This is a genomic window from Erythrobacter sp. (genome assembly GCF_040217515.1).
In the GTDB taxonomy this organism is placed as follows: Bacteria; Pseudomonadota; Alphaproteobacteria; order Sphingomonadales; family Sphingomonadaceae; genus Erythrobacter.
Genome location: NZ_JAVJPT010000005.1, coordinates 200138 through 219642 on the forward strand (window position 1 = coordinate 200138; position 19505 = coordinate 219642).

Consider the following 19505-nt stretch of genomic DNA (forward strand, 5'->3'; position numbering starts at 1 on the left):
ATCTGAACAAGCGGCGCTGCGAAAGCGCAAGACACGATTTTACCTGAGGAATTGGCGTAGCCATGGCTGTCCCCAAGAGAAAAGTATCGCCCCATCGCCGCGGCAATCGCCGGGCGCACGATTCGCTCAAGGTCGAGGCGTTCCACGAATGCTCGAATTGCGGCGAACTGAAGCGTCCGCACCACATGTGCGGCCATTGCGGGTTCTATAACGGCCGCGAAGTGATGGTGCCCAAGGGCATCTGACCCTCACTTGACTGGAGGAAACAGCGCATGAGCCTCCCGCGTATCGCAGTCGACGCGATGGGCGGCGATGAAGGCGTGCGCGTCATGATAGAGGGTGCCGCCATCGCCCGTCGCCGACACGAGGATTTCAAGTTCCTCCTCGTCGGCGACGAGCAGCGGATCAAACAGGCTCTGGAAAATCATCCCGGCATGGCCGGCGCCTCCGAAATCCTGCATTGCGAGGATGTCGTGGGCGGCGACGAATTGCCGAGCCGCGCGATCCGCCGGGCCAAGACGACCAGCATGGGGCTGGCCGTGGGGGCGGTGAAATCGGGCGATGCCGGGGCGGCGGTCAGCGCGGGGAATACCGGCGCGCTGATGGCGATGAGCAAGATCGCGCTGCGCACTCTGCCGGGCATCGATCGCCCCGCGCTCGCCGCGCTGCTACCGACCTTGCAGGAACACGATGTCGTGATGCTCGATCTCGGCGCCAACACCGAGGCCGATGCGCGCAACCTCGTCCAGTTCGCGGTCATGGGCGCGGCCTATTCGCGCATCGTCAACGGGTTCGAGCGCCCGCGCGTGCGGCTGCTCAATATCGGCACGGAGGAAATCAAGGGCACCGATGCGCTGCGCGATGCCGCCGCGCGTCTCTCGGCGGCAACCTCGCGCGAGGACAGCGAGGTCGCCCTGGAATTCGACGGTTTCGTCGAATCCGACAAGATCAACCGCGGCGAAACCCATGTCGTCGTCACCGACGGTTTTTCCGGCAATATCGCGCTCAAGGCGATCGAGGGCTCGGCGCGCTTCGTCACCGATCTTCTCAAACAGGCCTTCACCAGTTCGCTGCGGTCCAAGATCGGCTTTCTCGTGTCGCGCCCGGCGACCGAATTGCTGAAGCACCACCTCGACCCGAACAATCACAACGGAGCCGTCTTTCTCGGGCTGAACGGCGTTGTCGTGAAAAGCCATGGCAGCGCGACTGCGGGCGGGGTCGCCCATGCCGTGGCAGTCGCCGCGCGGCTGCTTGAGAACAAGCTGACCGAACGCATCGCCCACGATCTCGCCGAAATCGGTGAGGACGCGCTCAAGGAAAACGGGCAAGAGAACGACGCGGAGCGATCCCGGGGCGACAAGGGCGACGAGGCGGCGGCGTGAGCGGCTCGCGCCTGCTCGGCTCGGGTTCTGCGCTGCCGCGGCGCGTCGTCACCAACGAAGAACTCGCGGCGACAGTCGATACCAGCGACGAATGGATCGTCGAACGCACCGGGATCCGCCAGCGCTACATCGCGGGCGAGGGCGAAACCACGGCGAGCCTCGCCACTGATGCGGCGCGCGCGGCTCTCGCCGATTGCGGGCTCGAGCCGGGAGATATCGATCTCATCGTCCTCGCCACCGCGACGCCCGACAACACCTTCCCCGCCACCGCGACGAAGGTCCAGCACGCGCTGGGCTGCAATGGCGGCATCGCCTTCGACGTGGCGGCGGTTTGCTCGGGCTTTCTCTATGCACTGAGCGTCGCCGATTCGATGCTGCGCAGCGGGATGGCGCGCCGCGCCCTTGTCATCGGGGCGGAGACTTTCAGCCGCATCCTTGACTGGGAAGACCGCACCACCTGCGTCCTGTTCGGCGACGGGTCGGGGGCGGTCGTGCTCGAGGCTGCGGGCGAGCGCGCTGGCGATGCGCCAGCCGGCGTGCTCGCAACGCGGCTCCATGCCGACGGGGCGCAGCACGACCTCCTCTATGTCGATGGCGGCCCTTCGACCACCCGCACGGTCGGGCACCTGCGCATGAAAGGCCGCGAAGTGTTCCGCCATGCGGTCGTCAACCTCTCCGAAGTCCTGGGCGAAGTGCTTGAGCAAGCGAAGGTTTCCGTCGATGAAATCGACTGGGTCGTGCCGCACCAGGCGAACCGCAGGATTCTCGATGCGACCGCGAAGAAGCTCGGTATCCCACCCGAGAAAGTGATCGTGACGGTCGATGTCCATGCCAACACATCGGCCGCCTCGGTCCCGCTCGCCTTCGACACGGCGCGCCGCGACGGGCGCATCGGTCCGGGCGATCTGGTGATGTTCGAGGCGATGGGCGGCGGTTTCACCTGGGGGGCGAGCCTCGTCCGACTCTAGCGCGCCTTCGTCGACCGGCGGTGCACGGGGGCGGCGGATTGCCAAAATGGCTCAGACCATTATGATGCCATCCCTGCGAGGGTCGCGCCGCGGAGGAGATTGGGCATGATGCGTTCGGTTGGAACCTTGACCCGCGCCGATCTGGCGGAAACGATCAATCGTAAGATGGGCCTTAGCCGGGCGGAATCGCTCGACATGGTCGAGGCGATCCTTGAAAAGATGTGCGATGCGCTCGCTGATGGCGAAAACGTCAAGATCTCGGGCTTTGGCAGTTTCGTGCTGCGCGACAAGAACGAACGGATCGGGCGCAATCCCAAGACCGGGGTCGAGGTCCCGATTACCCCGCGCCGGGTGATGACGTTCCGCGCCAGCCAGCTTCTCAAGGAACGGATCGCCAAGGGCGGCTGACATTCATGCCCGAATTCGAGGACGGCAAGGACGATGGCGCGCTGCGCACGATCGGCGAAGTCTCCGACGCGTTGGGTATCAAACCCCACGTTCTGCGCTACTGGGAACAGCAGTTCAGCCTGCTGAAACCGCTGAAGCGCAGCGGCGGGCGGCGCTATTACCGGGCGAGCGATGTCGCGCTGGTCGAACGGATCGACCGGCTGGTGAACGAGGAAGGCTATACGCTCAAGGGCGCCGAAGCTGTGCTGCGCGCCTCGGCGAAATCCGAACATGACCGACGCCGCGGTGGCGATCGCCGCGCTGGCGACCGGCGCGCCGCCAGCGACCAGCCCGCATCGAACGCGCGCGCCCCCGAGAGCACGCGGAAGCTTGCCGATACCCTCGAGGGGCTGAAAAAGATTCGCGCTCGCCTGGCGAACGCGCTGGAGGCTTGAGCGCTTCAGAGCTTTCAGTATCCCCGGGCGCGCGCCCTATTCGGCCGCCATCAGCTCGGCTTCGCCCAGATCCACGCTGACCAGGCGCGAAATGCCCTTTTCCGCCATGGTTACGCCGAACAGGCGATGCATCCGGCTCATCGTCACCGCATTGTGAGTGACGATGAGATAGCGGGTTCTGGTGGTGCGGACCATCGAGTCGAGCAGGTCGCAGAAACGTTCGACATTGGCATCGTCGAGCGGCGCGTCGACCTCGTCGAGCACGCAGATCGGCGCCGGGTTGGTCAGGAACAGGGCGAAAATCAGAGCCGTCGCCGTCAGCGCCTGTTCGCCGCCGGACAGCAGCGAGAGCGATTGCAGCCGCTTGCCCGGCGGCTGGGCATAGATCTCGAGTCCCGCTTCGAGCGGATCGTCCGAATCGACCAGCGCGAGATGCGCCTGCCCGCCCTGGAACAGCCGCGTGAACAGGACACGGAAATGCCCGTCGACCTCCTCGAAAGCGGCGCGCAGGCGTTCGCGGCCCTCGCGGTTGAGATTGCCGATCGATCCGCGCAGGCGGGCCACCGCTTCGGTAAGCTCGGCCTGTTCGTTCGCATTCGTGCCATGCTCCTCCTCGATACGGGCGAGTTCGTCGCCGGCGACGAGATTGACCGGGCCGATCCGTTCGCGGCTGGCGACAAGCTTGTCGAGCGCTTCGGATTCCGCGCTCGCGGGCTTCACTCCATCTTCTTCAAAGCCGAACTTTTCCACCAGCAGCGGGGGCGGGCACTGGAAGCGCTCGCCCGAAATGCGCGCCATCTCGCTGCGACGGGCTTCCTCGTTCTCGGCTCGCGCGGCAAGTGTGGCGCGCCCCTCGCGCGCTTGGGCGAGCGTTTCGGTCGCCTCGGCCAGCACCCGCTCGACATCGCCGAGCGCGTCCTGCGCGACCTGCATCGCCTGTTCGGCGTCGGCGAGTTCCTTCGCGAGCCTCTCGCGCACCGCATCGCCCTGTTCGATCTCGGTCCTGAGCGTCTCGGGCTTGGCCGCGATGACGGCGTATTCCTCCTCGATCTCCTCCAGCCTGCGGTCGGCCTCGGCCATGCGCCGGGCGGCATCGGAAGAGCGCGCCTGCCAGCTCGCATGATCGGATTTCTGCGCCGCCAGACGCTCGCGCGCAACGGCGAGCGACTGATCGTGCGAGGCCAGTTCGGCAAGCGTCGCCTGCACGGCGGAGCGCGCAGCCTCGTTCTTGGCCTGGGCCGCTTCGAGCGCGGCCCGGCCCGCATCGGGAGAGGGAAGCTCGGCGCGCTTGGCCCGTGCGGCTTCGAGTTCCTCGCGCGCAGAGACAAGCTGATCGGCGAGTTCGCCCTCGCTGTCCTCCAGTTCCGCCAGCCGCGCGGCGACCCGCTCCTTCGCCGCCTCGGCCTGATCGAGCGCGCGCCAGGCCTGCCGCTCGGCCTCGATCGCGCCCGCCAGGTCGCGTTCGAGGGCGACCAGGGCGGATTGCAGCGCGGACAATTCCTCGCGCGCGGCGGTCTCGCGCGCACCCGCTTCCTCGGCGGCCGAACGCAGGGCGGGGAGTTGGCCTTCGAGTTCGGCGAGCCGGTTCGCCGCCTCGAGCCGCGCCGCCTCGGCCGAACCTTCCCCGCGGGCTAGGAAACCGTCCCAGCGTCTCAGGTGGCCGGCGATCGTGACGAGCCATTCGCCGGGGGCGAGGGCGCGGCCGTCATCGTCTTGCGCCACATGGACGAGCGCTAGTCGAGCGGCGAGTTCGGCGGGGCAATCGGTGACATGGGCAAGCAGGCTGTCGGCGACGGCCTGCGGCGGCTCGCTCCCGCTCCAGAAACGTCCTTCCGACCCGGCTTCGGGGGTTCCCAGCGGCGATTTTGCGTCCCGACCCAGAACAGCGGCGAGCGCGCGTTCATAGCCCTTTTCAACGCTCACCCGATCGAGCGCCGCGGGCAGGCCGGCGCGCCCCTTTTCCCGCTTGGCACGCGCATCGCGGTCGCGGGCGAGGGCATTGTATTCGCGCTCGATCCCGGCGAGTTCGGCCTTCGCCCGGGCAAGCCCGGAGGCCGCCTCGTCGCGCGCGGCGATCAGTTCCGCCTTGCGCGCCTGGTCCTCCTCGAGCTTCGCGCGCATCCGTGCGACATCGCTTGCCGCCTCGTCCACCGCTTCGCGCGCGGCGATCACGGCCGCCTCGAGACCCTCGGCCCCTTCGAGCTCGCCGCGGGCGCGACCCAGCCGTTTGCGCTCGGCCTCGAGCCGGGCGAGTCGGCTTTCCGCCTGTTCGATCGCGGCTTCGGCGACGCGCCATTCGGCTTCCACCCCGGCATGGTCGGCCGTCGCCTGCGCAAGCGCGAGTTCGGCTGTGCGGCTGGCGCGTTCGGCTTCTTCGGATTTGCGGGCGATCCCGGGCCGCGCGGCCTCGGCCTCCTCGACCGCCGCACGGCTCGCCTCGAGCTGGCGTGAGAGCCGCCCGAGCGCCTCGACCGCATCGCTGGTCAGCCGGTCGGCATCCGCGCGATCCGTCTCGATCCGTTCGCGCTGGCGGGTGAGGTCGGCGAGCCGGGCTTCGGCGGTTTCGAGCTTTTCCGAAAGCGCCGCCATGCGGTGGCCGTGCGCGCTCGCATCGTCGCGGCGGTCGGCGAGCTCGTCGCGCGCGGTGGCGAGCGCCTCGGCCGCCTCGGCCTGTTCCGCCTGCGCCTCGGCAACCTTTGCCTGCGCTTCGGCAACGCGGGCCTCCGCCCCTTCGGCCGCCGCGCGCGCTTCCTTTGCCGAACGCGCCGCATCCCGCCAGCGGGCGAACAGCAGCCGCGCCTCGGCGGTGGCGATTTCCTCGCTGAGCGCCTTGTATCGTTCGGCCTGCCGTGCCTGCCGGCGGAGCGAATTCATCTGCGCGTCGAGCCCGGCCATCAGGTCCTCGAGCCGGGCGAGGTTGGCTTCGGTCTGGCGCAGCTTGCTTTCGGCATCCTTGCGCCGGACATGCAGCCCGGCGATTCCCGCCGCTTCCTCCAGCATGCCGCGCCGTTCGGCGGGCTTTGCGGCGATCACCTGCGCGATCTTGCCTTGGCTGACAAGGGCGGGGGAATGCGCGCCGGTCGCGGCATCGGCAAAAGTCAGCGCGACATCCTTTGCCCGCACGTCGCGCCCGTTGACACGGTAGGCGCTACCCGCCCCGCGTTCGATCCGGCGGGTGACGACCAGATCCTCGTCGTCCTCGTCGTGGGCGTGGAGCACGACTTCGGCGAAATCGCGCGGCGGGCGCGACGAGGTGCCCGCGAAGATCACGTCCTCCATCCCGCCAGAACGCATGGATTTCGGGCTGTTCTCGCCCATGACCCAGCGGATCGCTTCGAGCAGGTTCGACTTGCCGCAGCCATTGGGGCCGACAATGCCGGTCAGGCCCGGTTCGATACGCAGTTCGGCTGGCTCGACGAAGCTCTTGAAGCCGCTGAGCTTGAGCCGGCTGATCTGCATCGAGGCGTCCGCTTACTCGGCCGGCCGCGCGCCGGCGTTCTGCAGCGCGGGCTCGACCGCGCCCCACTGCGTACCGTCGACACGGTTGCCGTTGAGAAGGAAGGTCGGCGTGCCTGTGACCTCGTCTTCCTGCGCGAGCGCATCGAGTTCGCGCACCATAGTCTCGATCGCATTGGCATCCGAAAGGCAGATCCGCGCCTCGTCCGCCGAAAGACCGCGCGCGGCAAAGAATTCGAGGAAGCCTGCGAGTTCGGCGATCCGAACGAAGCGCTGCTCGATCGGCAGGTTGCCCGCCGCCTGAATCGCCTCACCGTTCTGCTGCACCCCGCTCATTACCTGCTGCAGGTTGCCCCAGACCTCGTCCGAGAGTGCATGCACCCGTTCGGGCGGGCCGCACTGGATCATCGTCGCGAGCACCACGTCGAACGTGTTGAGGAACACCTCGCGTTGTTCGATGCTCACCACGCCGGTCGAGATATAGTCCCGCTTGAGCGGGGGCTTGCCCTGCGTCGCGAAGGCGGCGCAGGCGCCGCAGGTGTGCGAGGCATATTCAATCAGCTTGAGCGGCGCGTCGGGATTGCCGAGCACATGACCGCCGTCATCGGAGACGGTCACGGTCTCGGTCCATGAGGTTCCCTCCGGCGCTTCAATCGCCGTTATCGGTTCGCCCGGATTGGCCGGCATGTCGCTTTCCTCTCCGCCGCATGCGGCAAGCGCGAGGGCGAGCGGGGCGGCGAGGACATGCCGGTGGAACGGGATGCGGGTCGGGATCATGTCGAAGCGGTCCTTGTCGTGATTGGGGAGGTTACAGGGTCGGCCCTGCGGCTCAATAGCGTCGAAGGGCGAGCTTGTGCACAAATATGTGGGCAGTCCGGCGCGAAACGGGCGCTATTGTTGCGCGCCGTCGGCGCCCGCTTGCCCATAATGCGAGGCGAGGACACCGCGCAGTTGCTGCCAGGCATGGACATTTTCCAGCAATTCGCCGTCGAGCGCGAAGCTGGGCGTGCCGCGAACGCCCATTTCCTCGCGGTCGGCATCGCTGTTGGCGAGCAGCCGCTTCGCCGCCGCATCGTCCGCCAGGCAGGCGTTGATCTCGGCCCGGTTCATGCCCCGGTTCACCAGCCTATCGTCGAGATCGAGCGCGCGCGCCGCATTGAGCCGCGCTTCGGCCGTGCCGCGGGCCCAGGCGGCCTGCTGGCTGCGCGGGGCGTTGGCCGCACGCGCGAGCCATTCGTCCTGGGTGTAGAGGAACAGGCGGTGGCGGTCCTTGAAACCAGCCGGATCTCCGCATCCGGCGAGCAGGCTGACCGTCACGTCGAGCCAGTTGCGGATGAACGGGCGCACCTCGACCCCCAGCTTGCCCGGTGCGACCAGGACGAGGTCCATCGCGGGTCCCGCTTCCCTGGCGAAATCGGCGCAATGGGGGCAGGTATAGCTGATGAACTCGGTCAGCCGCGCCTCGGCATCGGGATTGCCGATCAGGTGCCCGCGCTCGGTCGGCTCGATCTCGGCCTGCCAGGCCTTCTTCGGTGTGGTGTCGATAAAGTCGCTGTCGGGATTGGAAAGGTTCTGCTCCTGCCCCGTCGCGGGTGCGGCCAGCGCGGCAAGGCCCGCCGCGAGCGCCATCAAACCTGCCTTCACGTCTCGTCCTTCCTGCTCTGCTCTTTCGCATCGAAGCTGCGCGCGAGAGATTCGAGCACGGCGCGCAGCTCCGGATCGCCGATATCGCGCAAGCTGTCACCGAGTTCCATCGGGATCGGCCTTAACGAAGGCGGCGGCTTGGCCGGCCTGTCGGCAGACGGCGCCTTAACCGCGCCTTGCCGGATCTTCACCCGGGCGACCGCGCGATAGCCGAAGAAGCGATTGACCCGCTCGATGATCTCGGGCGTTACCTGCTGGATCAGCGGGGCCCGGGCGGGCGCCACGACGAGGTGGAGCGTTCCTTCGGCGCGATCGCCGGGCGGGAAGCGGATCGCTTCGGGGCTGCACACCCTCGCGTGATCGAGCCCGACGATCTCGTGCCAGCGGGTAACGACCGAGCTTTGCACGAAGCCGAAGCGGCGAAAGGCGGTGCGCCCGATTTCGGGCATGAGATCGCCGATCGCCTTCGCTCCGCCGCCGCGGGGCCTCTGATAGGGCGTCGCGGTTTTCTTGCCGCCCTTCGACCTGCGCTTTTCACTGTCGCTTCCCATGACGCGTCGAGCCATGCCATAGGCGAGGCGTGACCGCCAGCATCTCCGACCCGCTTCTCGACTGGTATGATCGCAATGCCCGCGCCCTGCCTTGGCGCAATCCGCCCGGCGCGCCGCTGCCTGCGGATCCGGCCTGGCCCTATCGCGTGTGGTTGTCAGAAGTCATGTTGCAGCAGACGACGGTCGCGGCTGTGAAACCCTATTTCGAAGCCTTCACGGCGCGCTGGCCGGACGTCGAGGCGCTCGCTGCGGCGGGCGAGGACGAGGTCATGGCGGCCTGGGCCGGGCTTGGCTATTATTCGCGCGCACGCAACCTCGTGAAAGCGGCCCGCGAAGTCGCTGCGCGCGGTGGCTTTCCCGATAGTGAGGAGGATCTGCGCAAGCTGCCCGGCCTCGGAGCCTACACCGCCGCCGCCATCGCCGCGATCGCCTTCGGGCGGTGCGCCGTCGTGGTCGATGCGAATGTCGAGCGTGTGGTCGCGCGGCTCTTCGGGATCCGCGAGCCTTTGCCGGGCGCGCGAAAGCAAATTCGCGAGCGGGCGGGAGCGATCACGCCGGATACCCGCGCGGGCGATTTCGCGCAGGCCATGATGGATCTCGGATCGCAGGTTTGCACCACGAAGGCACCGCGCTGCCTGCTGTGTCCGTTGTCGGCGCAGTGCGATGGACGCGAGAAGGGCATCGCCGAGAGCCTGCCGGTCAAGCCCGCGAAGACGGCCAAGCCCGAACGCCGCGGGACCGCCTTCTGGATCGAGCGAACGGGAGAGGCGGGCCGCGAGGTTTGGCTTGTCACGCGGCCGGGCAGGGGCATGCTGGGCGGTATGCGCGCATTGCCGGACGACGGCTGGTCGGCGCAGGCGGATGGCTCGGGCCAGCCGCCGCTCGCGGGAGAATGGGAAGATCTCGGCGCGGTGCGGCATACCTTTACCCATGCGCACCTGACGCTAGCGGTGAGGCGGGCGCAGGCGCAGGGCGAACCGACGGGCGACGGGGAATGGTGGCCGCTCGCGCGGCTCGACGAAGCGGGTCTCCCAACCCTGTTTGCCAAGGCCGCGCGGCTCGCGCTGGCCCGCGCTGGCTAGAAAATGCCGCCGCCCAGCATCAACCGCACCACCGCGATCAGCAGCACGACGAGGCAGAAATTGCGCCCACCGTCCTTGGATGAGAGGGCTCCCAGCACCACGCCGACCACGACGATCGGGAGCGCGATCCAATTGGCCCAGCCGAGCAGCGGGATTTGCCCCGGGATGACGATGACAAGGCTGAGCAGGCCGACGAGATAGGCGAGGGCATTGAGCATGTGTGTTATATAGATAGAACACCGTGCTTGCGCAAGCCGAAGCCGCCGATTGACCCATCGCCCCAAGTCCCGCACACAACACGCAGACCCATCAGGACCACCATCCCGGAGATTCGCCACGATGGCTTTCCGCGACTTCGATTCGCCCGATCTCTCGCGCCGCTCCCTCCTGCGCCTCGGCGGTTATGGCGCTGCCGCCGCCGCGCTGTCGGGCCTGCCCTTGGGCCGTGCCCTGATGGCTCACGACGTGTCCGAAAGCTGGCCGAATGTTGCCGCGCTCGCCGAACGCTATGTCTCGCAGGGCAAGGTCGCCAACATGATGCTGACATTCGGCAGGGGGTCGGACCCGCACGCCCACACAATTGCGCGCGGCGCGCCGACTGCCGGGGCCGGGGGCGCGGTCGACGAGAATTCGCTTTACCGCATCTATTCGATGACCAAGCCGATCACCGGCATGGCGGCGATGATCCTCGTTGACGAGGGCAAGATCGGCCTCGACCAGCCGCTGCACGACATCCTGCCGGCGTTCCGCGACATGCAGGTCCTCCTCGATCCCGAGGGCCCGCTGGACGAGGTCGAACCCGCGACCCGCCCGATCACGATCCGCCAGCTGATGACGCACACTTCCGGGCTCGGCTACGACATCGTCGCGAAGGGCCCGCTGCAAAAGGCCTACCAGGAGGCGGGCGTTGTCGGCGGACAGGTCAGCAAGATGCCGATTCCCGGCTTTCCCGACGTGACGCCCGCACCCGGGCTGGAAGACTTTGCCGACCGTCTGGCCGAAATCCCGCTGATGCACCAGCCGGCGACGAAATGGAGCTATTCCTTCGGGCTCGACGTTCTGGGCCGCGTCATCGAGGTCGTCGCGGGGCAGGATTTCGATGCCTTCCTGAAGGAGCGCATTTTCGATCCACTCGGCATGACCAGCACCTTTTTCCGCGTGCCTGAAAGCGAGGTCTCCCGCCTCACCACCAATTACGGCATATTGAACGGCACGCCGCTGCCGCTCGACCTCGCCGGAAATTCGATCTTCGCCGAGGAGCCGCCGATTCTGTGGGGCGGGTCGGGCCTTGTGTCCTCCCCGCGCGATTACGACCGGTTCCTCAACATGGTGCTGGGTTACGGCATGTTCGAAGGCCGACGTGTGATGGGCGAACTGGCGGTGCGCGTGGGCACGTCGGACCTCATCCCCGCGACGGTGGACAAGACCGGCTCATGGTCGGAAAACGAGGGCCATGGTGCCGGTGGACGCGTGCAGGGGCGCACTTTCGGATGGGGCGGTGCGGCGGGAACCATCGCCGCGGTCGATTACGGCATGTCGCTGCGCACGGCTTTGTTCACCCAGTACATGCCGAGCGAAGCCTATCCGGTGCGCGAGGAATTCCTCGCCGCCCTCGAAGCCGACCTTTCCGGCAAGCGGATGGAGAAAGCGGCCTGATGCCTCATCCCGCGCCCGCCGATACGCCCGCTGCAGCGCCCATTGCCTTTGCCGGTTCGCCGATCGACCGCGCCGACCACATCCGCACCGATCCCGAGGCGCTCGGCAATCTCATGAACTGGCGCGCGCGGGTGATGAATCTCGACGGCCTGTTGCCCGAATTCGACGATGAGGGGCAGCTCATGTGGCACACGATCGCCGATGTGGACGAGGATGCCGAGTTGGTCTTTCTCGGCCTGCTCGAAGGCAAGGCGCATTTTGCGCCCGTGCCCGGCGCCGGTTCGTCGGCACCGGCCATGCCGCGTGCATGGCAGGTCATGCAGATGCTCCGGCCGGAGGAACTGGCGCTCTATGGCGGGGCGAAATCGCTCGTCGACTGGCATGCGCGCCACCGCTTCTGCGCCAATTGCGGCTCGCCGACACGGCTTGCCAAGGGCGGCTGGCAGCGGAATTGTGCGAATTGCGGCGCGCAGCATTTCCCGCGCACCGATCCGGTCACGATCATGCTGGTGGAGCATGAAGACCGCCTCCTGCTGGGGCGCCAGCCGCGTTTTCCGCCGCGCATGTATTCCGCACTCGCCGGTTTCGTCGAGCCGGGCGAGACGATCGAGGAAGCGGTCGCGCGCGAAGTCCACGAGGAAGCGGGCGTTGCCGTGCGCGACGTGCGCTATCTCGCCAGCCAGCCCTGGCCCTTTCCGAGCCAACTGATGATCGGCTGCACGAGCATTGCGGACGATCCCGAACTCGAAATCGACCGCACCGAGCTCGACGATGCCCGCTGGTTCACCCGCGAGGAGCTCGAGGATGCGCGCCGCGCCGGCCCGCAGGGTAACGAGACGCTCATCTTCCCGCAGGAATTCGCGATCGCCCATCGCCTCATCACATGGTGGCTCGACCGATGACCGACACTGTTTCGATCGACATCTATTCCGACGTGGTCTGCCCGTGGTGCGTGATCGGGTATGGCCAGCTGACGAAGGCGCTCGGAGAGCTGGAAGGCGAGATCGAGGCGGAGCTGCGCTGGCGTCCGTTCGAACTCAATCCCGACATGGCGGCAGGAGGCGAGGACATGGAAGAGCACCTCTCCCGCAAATATGGCCGCTCGACCGAGGAAGGCGCGGCGATGCGCAGCCGGATGAAGGAAATCGCCGCCGGTGCGGGCGTGTCGCTGTCCTTCGAAGGGGAGGGCGAGGCCCCGCCGCAGCGCATGTGGAACACGCGCGATTGCCACAAGCTAATGGCATTCGCGCTCGAACAGGCCGGGCCGCAGGTCCAGACGCGGCTCAAGCTCGCGCTGTTCAGGGCGCATTTCAATCTCCGTGCGGACCTCTCCGATCGCGGGACGCTGCTCGATGTCGCCGCAGGGGCAGGTTTGCACCGCGAAGCGGCGAAGGCGGCGCTGGACGATGCCGCTCTCGAAGCGCGCGTCCTGGCCGAGGAGCGGCAGGCCTGGGACCTCAACATAACCGGCGTTCCGGCGATGCTCGTCAATGGCAAGTTCCTCATTCCCGGCGCGCAGGCCCCCGAAACCTATGTCAACGCTTTGCGAAGGGTGGCGGAAAAGAGCCGGGCGGCACCCTAGCGCCGGCGCATGACGAGCCATGTGGCGACGGCGAGCATTCCCGCCGCAAGTCCGAAGCCCATGAGGTTGCTGTTCAACCCGAGCACGGCGATCTCGTGACCCGGAGCCGATAAGGCTCCGCCATAGACCGGCATGGCCAGCGCGGCGAGGCCGAAGGGCAGGATCGCGACCCAGCCGAGCGCTGTGGCGAAGGCAAGGTTACCGCGCGCATCATCCTTGTTACCGCGCCACGTCAAGACCAGCATGGCAAGCGCCAGCGCGGCGAGCACGCCGACCAGCCAGACCGTATGGAACCGCGCATGGGCCGGCCATGCCGGGTTGAAGGCGTGGCTCGTCGAGAGGTCCATGACGAACGGCGCAAGGCCGAAGCCGAGCGCGATCGCGCTGAGCAATAGCCGGGCGAGAAGCACTGCAACGCCGGGGGACGCGTCAGCCGTCCTGTTCGCCCCGCTTGATCTTGTTCATCGTCTTGGGACCCTTCCTCGCATCGTCCTCGGGATTGTCCGCGCCGGTTTCGGGCTCGCGATTGTCGGGATCGGTCGCGCGGACGGCCTCGTCGCGCTTGCCGACCCGGCGATTGACCTCGCCGCCCGAGGAGCCGGACTGCGAAGGAGTTTCGCCTTCGGTCAGGTCATCGATGAGGTCGTTATCGGGATGGCGGCTCTGGCGTTCGGGCATATCGGTCACTCCTTTACCGAACCAATGGGCGGGCCGGGGGCGATGTTCCGAAGCGACTACGCCTCCTGCGCCGCAGCGAGGATACAATCGCCGCCCTTATGCGTTCGGGCGGTATGACAAGGGGCTCGAAAGTCGACCCGGCGCTCGGGAGGCGGCCCTCATTCATTCCATGGGAGGAGAGCCATGAACACGACCACCAGCGATGCGCAAGGCGGCCCTTCCGCCGATCTTTCGGGGACAACGCCCACTGTGAAAAGCGACACGACCGATCCCGTTGTCGGTGCGATGCCCGATCCGAGCCGCGTCATCCCGAGGCAGGGCGAGCTGGGGCGCGGCTGGTTCATCGCGCTCGGCATCCTGCTCGTCCTGACCGGGACGGGGGCCCTGATCTTCCCACTCGCCATGGCGCTGTCGGTCAACCTGCTGGTCGGCATCACGTTGCTTGTGGGAGGAGGCCTGACGCTCGCCCACGCGATCCGGGCAAAGGGTTGGAAGGGCCGCACGCTGACCGCGCTTCTCGGCCTGCTTTATCTGGGCGGCGGGGTGTTCTTCCTCGCCAACCCTCTTGCGGGATTGTTCACACTGGCGATCATGCTCGGCGCCTTCTTCGCCGCGGACGGAGTGGCGCGGCTGATGCTCGCTTTCAAGTTGCGGCCCGAGGGTGCGTGGTGGCTGTTCCTCGCCTCGGGCCTGCTCTCTCTGCTGATCGGGGTGATGCTGTTCTTCGGAATGGCAACCGGCATCTCGGTCGCATTCCTCGGCATCCTCGTGGGCGTGAACCTGATTTTCGCGGGCGTGTCCTATGTTTGCTGCCGGGGCGTGGACGGCGACCGCGAGGAAAGCGCCACCGCCTAGATCAGCGCCAGCTTCTCGAGCTTGGCGGCGAGCTTGCCGGGCAGGGTGTCGCCGATATCCTCTCCCTCGGCAAGGTCGCGCGGCGGTTCGCCCTTGAGATAGCGCCAGCCCTGGTGCGCGCGCTTGCGCACCGGATGGACGCGGACGAGGACGGGTTCGAGCTCGATGTCCCAGCGCCCGTCGCTCGTTTCCGAAAAGCCGAGAATGCGCGAACGGGCGACAAGCTGGTGATTGAGAATCCAGTAAAGCGAGCCGCCGACCAGTTCCTCGTGCCGCTTCGGCCGGTTGCGGGTGGTAAGAGCGATGCGCGAGCGGCCCTCGTACCAGCCCGCAAGGTCGGCATAGCTTTTCGCCCCGAAGGCGATCTTGGTCATGTGGAGCGGCATGGCCACCAATGTGGCGGCTTGGCGCGGGCGATCAAGCGATCGACAGCCCGCCATCCACAATGAAGGGCGCACCGGTGGCGAACCGGCTTTCATCGCTGGCGAGATAAACGATCAGGTGCGCGATATCCTCGGGCTCGCCCATATGGCCGACCGGCTGGGCGATCGAGAATGCCTCGCGCGTGGCGTCCGGATCGGGTGTGCCGGCGATGACGCTTTCGACATTGGGGGTGAGGATGGTGCCCGGCTGGACGCTGTTCACCCGCACGCCATTCTTCTCGCGCGCGCAATAGAGCGCGATCGACTTGGTGAGCATCGGCACGGCCGCCTTGGCGCTGTTATAGGCGGCGAGGTCCGCATTCGGCTTGTTCGCGGCGGCGGATGAGAAATTGACGATCGACCCGCCGCCCGATTTCGCCATCAGCGGGATCGCCGCCTTGCAGCCCATGAAGATCGAATCGACGTCGACGGTGTAGCAGCGGCGGAAATCTTCCACCGAGATGTCCATGATCGATCCGAAGACGGTGATCGCGGCATTGTTCACCAGAACGTCGAGCCGACCGTGATCGCGCTCGACCTGGTCGATCACGGCGAGCCAGCGATCCCAGTCGGTCACGTCCTGCGCGATGAAATCGCAGCCCAGCTCGCTCGCCGTGGCAGCGCCCGCATCCTCGTCGTAATCGGAAATGATGACGCTCGCACCTTCGGCAATCAGCGCTTTCGCCGCCGCCTTGCCCAGTCCCATCGCGCCCCCCGTCAGCAGCACCACCTTGCCCGAAACCCGTCCCATTCCTCTCTCCTCCAATGATCCGAGGAAAAGGAGCTAGAGCGAGGCGAGGCCGCTTGCCACTGCCAAACCTAGGAAGGCGAAAAAGCCCATCGAATCGGTGATCATGGTGACGAAGACGGACGAAGCCACCGCCGGGTCCTGTCCCAGCCGCTCGAATACGACCGGCACGAGCACTCCCGCGAGCCCCGCCACGGCTATGTTGATAACCATCGCTGCCGCGATCACGGCGCCCATCATGGGCGAGAACAGAACGCCTGCCGCGATCCCGATCAGCACCGCCACCGTCATCCCGTTGAGCATCGCGACGCGCATTTCGCGCCACAGGATTCGCCGCGTGTTCGACCTCGTCAGCTGGTTGGTGGCGATCGCGCGGACCGACACGGCCATCGTCTGCGTGCCCGCATTGCCGCCGATGCTGGCGACGATCGGCATGAGCACGGCGAGCGCCACCAGTTCCTCGATCGCCGCGCCGAACAGCGCGATGATCGCGCTTGCCACCACCGCCGTTCCGAGATTGGCGACCAGCCAGCGCACGCGGGCCGAATAGGCCTCGCGGATCGGTTCGTTGATGTCGCCGTCGCCCGCGCCCGACATCAGCAGCGCGTCCTCGCCCGCTTCTTCCGAGATGATGTGGACCACGTCGTCGACCGTCATCTGTCCGACAAGCCGCTCGTTTTCGTCCACCACCGCAGCCGAGATCAGCGCGTACTTCTGGAACATCAGCGCGACTTCCTCCTGGTCCATCGTGACCGGGATAAGGGTCTGGTCGCGCTTCATGATGTCGGTCAGGCGAACCCAGCGCGGGGCGGTGAGAATCCAGTTGAGGGCGCAGGAGCCGACCGGGTGATGCGCCGCATCGATCACGAAGACTTCGTGAAAATCATGCACGAAATCGCCGTTCTCGCGCAGGTAATCGATGAGATCGCCGACGGTGAGGTGTTCGGGCACCGCCATCACGTGGCGGTTCATCAGGCGGCCGGCGGTTTCCTCCGGATAGGACAGCGCCGAATTGACCACGACCTGCGTTTCGGGCTGCAGGTTGGCGATGATCGCCTTCTGGTCCTCCTCGTCGAGGTCTTCGAGCAACTGGACCGCATCGTCGGTTTCGAGCTGCTGCGCGATCAGCGCGACGGCCTGGGCTGGCAGGGCGGTCATCATCTCGCCGCGGACGAAATCGTTGAGTTCGGCGATGACGTCGACCGTCATCAGGTCGGTGATGGCGGAGGCCAGTTCCTCGCGCTCGTCGCGGCCCAGCAGTTCGAGCAGGTCCGCGATATCGGCCGGGTGGAGCGGCTCGACAAGGTCATAGACCGGGCCCTTGCTGCCTTCCCCCAGCGCCTCGCGCACGGCGTCGACATATTCGGGCTTGAGCCGGTTCTCCTCGTCATGACGTTCGTCGTCGATCCGGTCGTCCGGGCGCACGTCGTCCTCGAGCGCGTCGGCCAGCAGGACCGCGTCACCCTCGGACCTGTCTCGGGACTGGTTGTCGGCGGGTTCGACCATGCGCCCGGTCTAGGCATGGGGCCCGGAAAAGCAAGCGGAGCGAGCCGGGGCGGGGGTGACTCGGCGGCTCAAGCCACTATACCCGCAAGCGAAACCGAAACGGGAGATTCTCGAATGGCCGACGACACGCTCACCCTCACCCTCGACACCGGCGACGGCGAAAACAAGGACGTGGTGATCACACTGCGCCCCGACCTTGCCCCCGGCCATGTCGAGCGGATCACCGAACTGGCGAAAGAGGGCTTTTACGACGGCGTCGTCTTCCATCGCGTGATCCCCGGCTTCATGGCGCAGGGCGGCGATCCGACCGGAACCGGCACGGGTGGCAGCGACCGGCCCGATCTCAAGGCGGAATTCAGCGAAGAACCGCATGTGCGCGGCGTGTGCTCGATGGCCCGCACGCCGAACCCCGACAGCGCCAATTCGCAGTTCTTCATCGTGTTCGACGACGCGTCCTTCCTCGACAAGCAGTACACCGTCTGGGGCAAGGTCGAATCCGGCATGGAACATGTCGACGCCCTGCCCAAGGGCGAACCGCCGGCCAATCCGGGCAAGATCGTGAAGGCGAGCGTTTCCTGACAATCGATAGAGTCGCCGCGAAGGTGGGGAGTCCCCGATCGGCTGGTCGAAGAGGGGGCGCGTGGGTTGTTGAATGAAAGGCCCATCGGCGCTAAGGCGCGCGCCTCATGAAATCGCAAACGCCCCCCAAAACCTTCCGGGTCAAGAGCTTCGGCTGCCAGATGAACGTCTATGACGGCGAGCGCATGGGCGAACTGCTGGGCGCGCGCGGCATCCGGCCTGCCGCCGAGGGCGAAGAGGCGGACCTCGTCGTCCTCAACACCTGCCATATCCGCGAGAAGGCCGCCGAAAAGGTCTATTCGGACATCGGAAGGCTGGTGAAAGCGGGCGAGGAAGCGGGCAAGGCGCCGATGATCGCGGTCGCGGGCTGCGTCGCGCAGGCCGAGGGCGAGGAGATCATGGCGCGCGCCCCGTCGGTGAGCATGGTGGTCGGCCCGCAGGCCTATCACCGACTGCCCGAAATGCTCGACAAGGCGGTGCAGGGCGAACGCGCGACCGACACCGACATGCCGGCCATCGCCAAGTTCGACGCGCTGCCCCAGCGCAGGCGGCGCGCGCCGAACGCATTCCTCACCGTGCAGGAAGGCTGCGACAAGTTCTGCACCTATTGCGTCGTGCCCTATACGCGCGGCGCGGAAATCTCCCGCCCGTTCAAGGATCTTGGCGAAGAAGCTCGCAAGCTCGTCGAGGCCGGGGCGAGGGAGATCACGCTGCTCGGCCAGAACGTCAATGCGTGGCGCGGCGAGGATGGAAAGGGACGCGCCGTGGGGCTTGCAGGGCTGATCCGGGCGCTGGCGGAAATCGACGGGCTCGAGCGTATCCGTTACACCACCTCGCATCCCAACGACATGGAAGACGACCTCATTGCCGCGCATGGCGAGGTGGACAAGCTCATGCCTTATTTGCACCTGCCCGTGCAGGCCGGGAGCGACCGGGTGCTCAAGGCGATGAACCGCCAGCATACGGCCGAAAGCTATCTCAAACTGCTCGAACGCTTCCGCGAAGCACGCCCGGACATCGCGCTGTCGGGCGATTTCATCGTCGGCTTTCCCGGAGAGACAGAGGCGGAATTCGAAGAGACGCTGGGCCTCGTGGACGCGGTCCGCTACGCCCATGCCTTCAGCTTCAAATATTCCCCGCGCCCCGGAACGCCCGCCGCGACGATGGAAGGCCAGCTCCCGCGCGAGATCATGGACGATCGGCTCCAGCGCCTGCAGGCGCGCCTCAACCGCGACCAGTTGGCCTTCAACGAGGCCAGCGTCGGCAAGGCCTGTACCGTCCTGGTCGAACGCAAGGGGAAGCATCCCGGCCAATGGCTCGGCAAGTCGCCTTGGCTGCAGAGCGTGTGGTTCGAGGGATCGGGGCAGATCGGCGACATCGTGGAGGTCGAACTTGCCGAAGCCGGGCCCAATTCGATGCGCGGAAAACTGCTCGAGCCCGTCCTCGCCGCAGGTTGATCCGTCACTTTCGCACGGGCCGAGGGCCAACCCCCGGCATCACACCGGTGACGCTGGATTCCGCCTGCGCGGCGATGACGGATTCGTGTCTGCGCCG

Annotated in this window: 22 protein-coding genes; 12 read left to right on the forward strand and 10 right to left on the reverse strand. The window is 66.8% G+C overall.

What is annotated here, in order from left to right:
* Nucleotides 1-62 precede the first annotated feature (62 nt).
* The 5 genes from rpmF (at nt 63) to RIB52_RS06925 (ending at nt 3192) form a co-directional block, all read left to right on the forward strand.
* A complete protein-coding gene (rpmF, locus tag RIB52_RS06905) occupies nt 63-245 on the forward strand; it encodes a 50S ribosomal protein L32 (protein ID WP_350174291.1) in 183 nt (60 codons plus the stop codon).
* 27 nt (nt 246-272) lie between these two features.
* Nucleotides 273-1382: a phosphate acyltransferase PlsX gene (gene plsX, locus RIB52_RS06910; protein ID WP_350174293.1), complete on the forward strand. Its 1110-nt coding sequence runs from the start codon at nt 273-275 to the stop codon at nt 1380-1382.
* Entirely contained in the window at nt 1379-2350 is a 972-nt protein-coding gene (locus RIB52_RS06915) for a beta-ketoacyl-ACP synthase III (protein WP_350174295.1), read from the forward strand. Before plsX ends, RIB52_RS06915 begins: the two co-directional genes overlap by 4 nt.
* Before the next feature lie 105 nt (nt 2351-2455).
* Nucleotides 2456-2758, forward strand: coding sequence for an integration host factor subunit alpha (locus tag RIB52_RS06920; RefSeq protein ID WP_350174297.1), 303 nt, complete (start codon nt 2456-2458; stop codon nt 2756-2758).
* A gap of 5 nt (nt 2759-2763) precedes the next feature.
* Complete coding sequence (locus RIB52_RS06925; RefSeq protein WP_350174299.1) at nt 2764-3192, forward strand: MerR family transcriptional regulator; 429 nt, start codon at nt 2764-2766, stop codon at nt 3190-3192.
* 36 nt (nt 3193-3228) lie between these two features.
* Here RIB52_RS06925 and RIB52_RS06930 read toward each other — a convergent pair whose 3' ends face one another.
* From RIB52_RS06930 to RIB52_RS06945, 4 genes are all read right to left on the reverse strand, one after another.
* Nucleotides 3229-6651, reverse strand: a complete 3423-nt coding sequence (locus tag RIB52_RS06930; RefSeq protein WP_350174301.1) for an AAA family ATPase — start codon at nt 6649-6651, stop codon at nt 3229-3231.
* A gap of 12 nt (nt 6652-6663) precedes the next feature.
* Entirely contained in the window at nt 6664-7425 is a 762-nt protein-coding gene (locus RIB52_RS06935) for a thioredoxin domain-containing protein (protein WP_350174303.1), read from the reverse strand.
* A gap of 114 nt (nt 7426-7539) precedes the next feature.
* Nucleotides 7540-8292, reverse strand: a complete 753-nt coding sequence (locus RIB52_RS06940; protein ID WP_350174305.1) for a thioredoxin domain-containing protein — start codon at nt 8290-8292, stop codon at nt 7540-7542.
* Nucleotides 8289-8858 carry a DUF721 domain-containing protein gene (locus RIB52_RS06945; protein WP_502879490.1) on the reverse strand — a complete coding sequence of 190 codons (570 nt, stop codon included), beginning with the start codon at nt 8856-8858 and terminating at the stop codon, nt 8289-8291. Before RIB52_RS06945 ends, RIB52_RS06940 begins: the two co-directional genes overlap by 4 nt.
* A gap of 14 nt (nt 8859-8872) precedes the next feature.
* Here RIB52_RS06945 and RIB52_RS06950 point away from each other — a divergent pair, with 14 nt between their 5' ends.
* Nucleotides 8873-9925, forward strand: a complete 1053-nt coding sequence (locus RIB52_RS06950) for an A/G-specific adenine glycosylase (protein WP_350174307.1) — start codon at nt 8873-8875, stop codon at nt 9923-9925.
* Here the strand turns inward: RIB52_RS06950 and RIB52_RS06955 are convergent.
* Entirely contained in the window at nt 9922-10143 is a 222-nt protein-coding gene (locus tag RIB52_RS06955) for a hypothetical protein (protein WP_350174309.1), read from the reverse strand. The genes RIB52_RS06950 and RIB52_RS06955 overlap by 4 nt on opposite strands.
* A gap of 121 nt (nt 10144-10264) precedes the next feature.
* On the opposite strand from RIB52_RS06955, the gene RIB52_RS06960 reads away from it, so the two are divergent.
* From RIB52_RS06960 to RIB52_RS06970, 3 genes are read left to right on the forward strand one after another with little or no spacing between them, the layout of a single operon-like run.
* Entirely contained in the window at nt 10265-11581 is a 1317-nt protein-coding gene (locus tag RIB52_RS06960) for a serine hydrolase domain-containing protein (protein WP_350174311.1), read from the forward strand.
* Nucleotides 11581-12483: an NAD(+) diphosphatase gene (nudC, locus tag RIB52_RS06965; protein WP_350174313.1), complete on the forward strand. Its 903-nt coding sequence runs from the start codon at nt 11581-11583 to the stop codon at nt 12481-12483. Before RIB52_RS06960 ends, nudC begins: the two co-directional genes overlap by 1 nt.
* A complete protein-coding gene (locus RIB52_RS06970) occupies nt 12480-13163 on the forward strand; it encodes a DsbA family oxidoreductase (protein WP_350174315.1) in 684 nt (227 codons plus the stop codon). Before nudC ends, RIB52_RS06970 begins: the two co-directional genes overlap by 4 nt.
* Here the strand turns inward: RIB52_RS06970 and RIB52_RS06975 are convergent.
* Together RIB52_RS06975 and RIB52_RS06980 are read right to left on the reverse strand one after the other, a co-directional pair.
* Nucleotides 13160-13555, reverse strand: a complete 396-nt coding sequence (locus RIB52_RS06975) for a DUF6640 family protein (RefSeq protein ID WP_350174317.1) — start codon at nt 13553-13555, stop codon at nt 13160-13162. The two genes, RIB52_RS06970 and RIB52_RS06975, sit on opposite strands and share 4 nt — an antisense overlap.
* A gap of 37 nt (nt 13556-13592) precedes the next feature.
* The gene (locus tag RIB52_RS06980) at nt 13593-13841 is read right to left on the reverse strand and encodes a hypothetical protein (protein WP_350174319.1); all 249 of its coding nucleotides are present in this window, start codon (nt 13839-13841) and stop codon (nt 13593-13595) included.
* A 183-nt stretch (nt 13842-14024) separates the two neighbouring features.
* Here RIB52_RS06980 and RIB52_RS06985 point away from each other — a divergent pair, with 183 nt between their 5' ends.
* Nucleotides 14025-14696 (forward strand): HdeD family acid-resistance protein, encoded by a 672-nt coding sequence (locus tag RIB52_RS06985; protein ID WP_350174321.1) that lies wholly within the window; start codon nt 14025-14027, stop codon nt 14694-14696.
* Here the strand turns inward: RIB52_RS06985 and RIB52_RS06990 are convergent.
* From RIB52_RS06990 to mgtE, 3 genes are read right to left on the reverse strand one after another with little or no spacing between them, the layout of a single operon-like run.
* Nucleotides 14693-15082, reverse strand: a complete 390-nt coding sequence (locus RIB52_RS06990; RefSeq protein WP_350174323.1) for a DUF1489 family protein — start codon at nt 15080-15082, stop codon at nt 14693-14695. The genes RIB52_RS06985 and RIB52_RS06990 overlap by 4 nt on opposite strands.
* A gap of 31 nt (nt 15083-15113) precedes the next feature.
* Nucleotides 15114-15869 carry a glucose 1-dehydrogenase gene (locus tag RIB52_RS06995; protein WP_350174325.1) on the reverse strand — a complete coding sequence of 252 codons (756 nt, stop codon included), beginning with the start codon at nt 15867-15869 and terminating at the stop codon, nt 15114-15116.
* Between the two features lie 33 nt (nt 15870-15902).
* Nucleotides 15903-17372 (reverse strand): magnesium transporter, encoded by a 1470-nt coding sequence (gene mgtE, locus RIB52_RS07000; protein WP_350174327.1) that lies wholly within the window; start codon nt 17370-17372, stop codon nt 15903-15905.
* Nucleotides 17373-17486: 114 nt separating this feature from the next.
* Between mgtE and RIB52_RS07005 the strand changes: the two genes are divergently transcribed.
* Entirely contained in the window at nt 17487-17951 is a 465-nt protein-coding gene (locus tag RIB52_RS07005; protein ID WP_350174329.1) for a peptidylprolyl isomerase, read from the forward strand.
* 107 nt (nt 17952-18058) lie between these two features.
* A complete protein-coding gene (miaB, locus tag RIB52_RS07010) occupies nt 18059-19408 on the forward strand; it encodes a tRNA (N6-isopentenyl adenosine(37)-C2)-methylthiotransferase MiaB (protein WP_350174331.1) in 1350 nt (449 codons plus the stop codon).
* Nucleotides 19409-19505 lie beyond the last annotated feature (97 nt).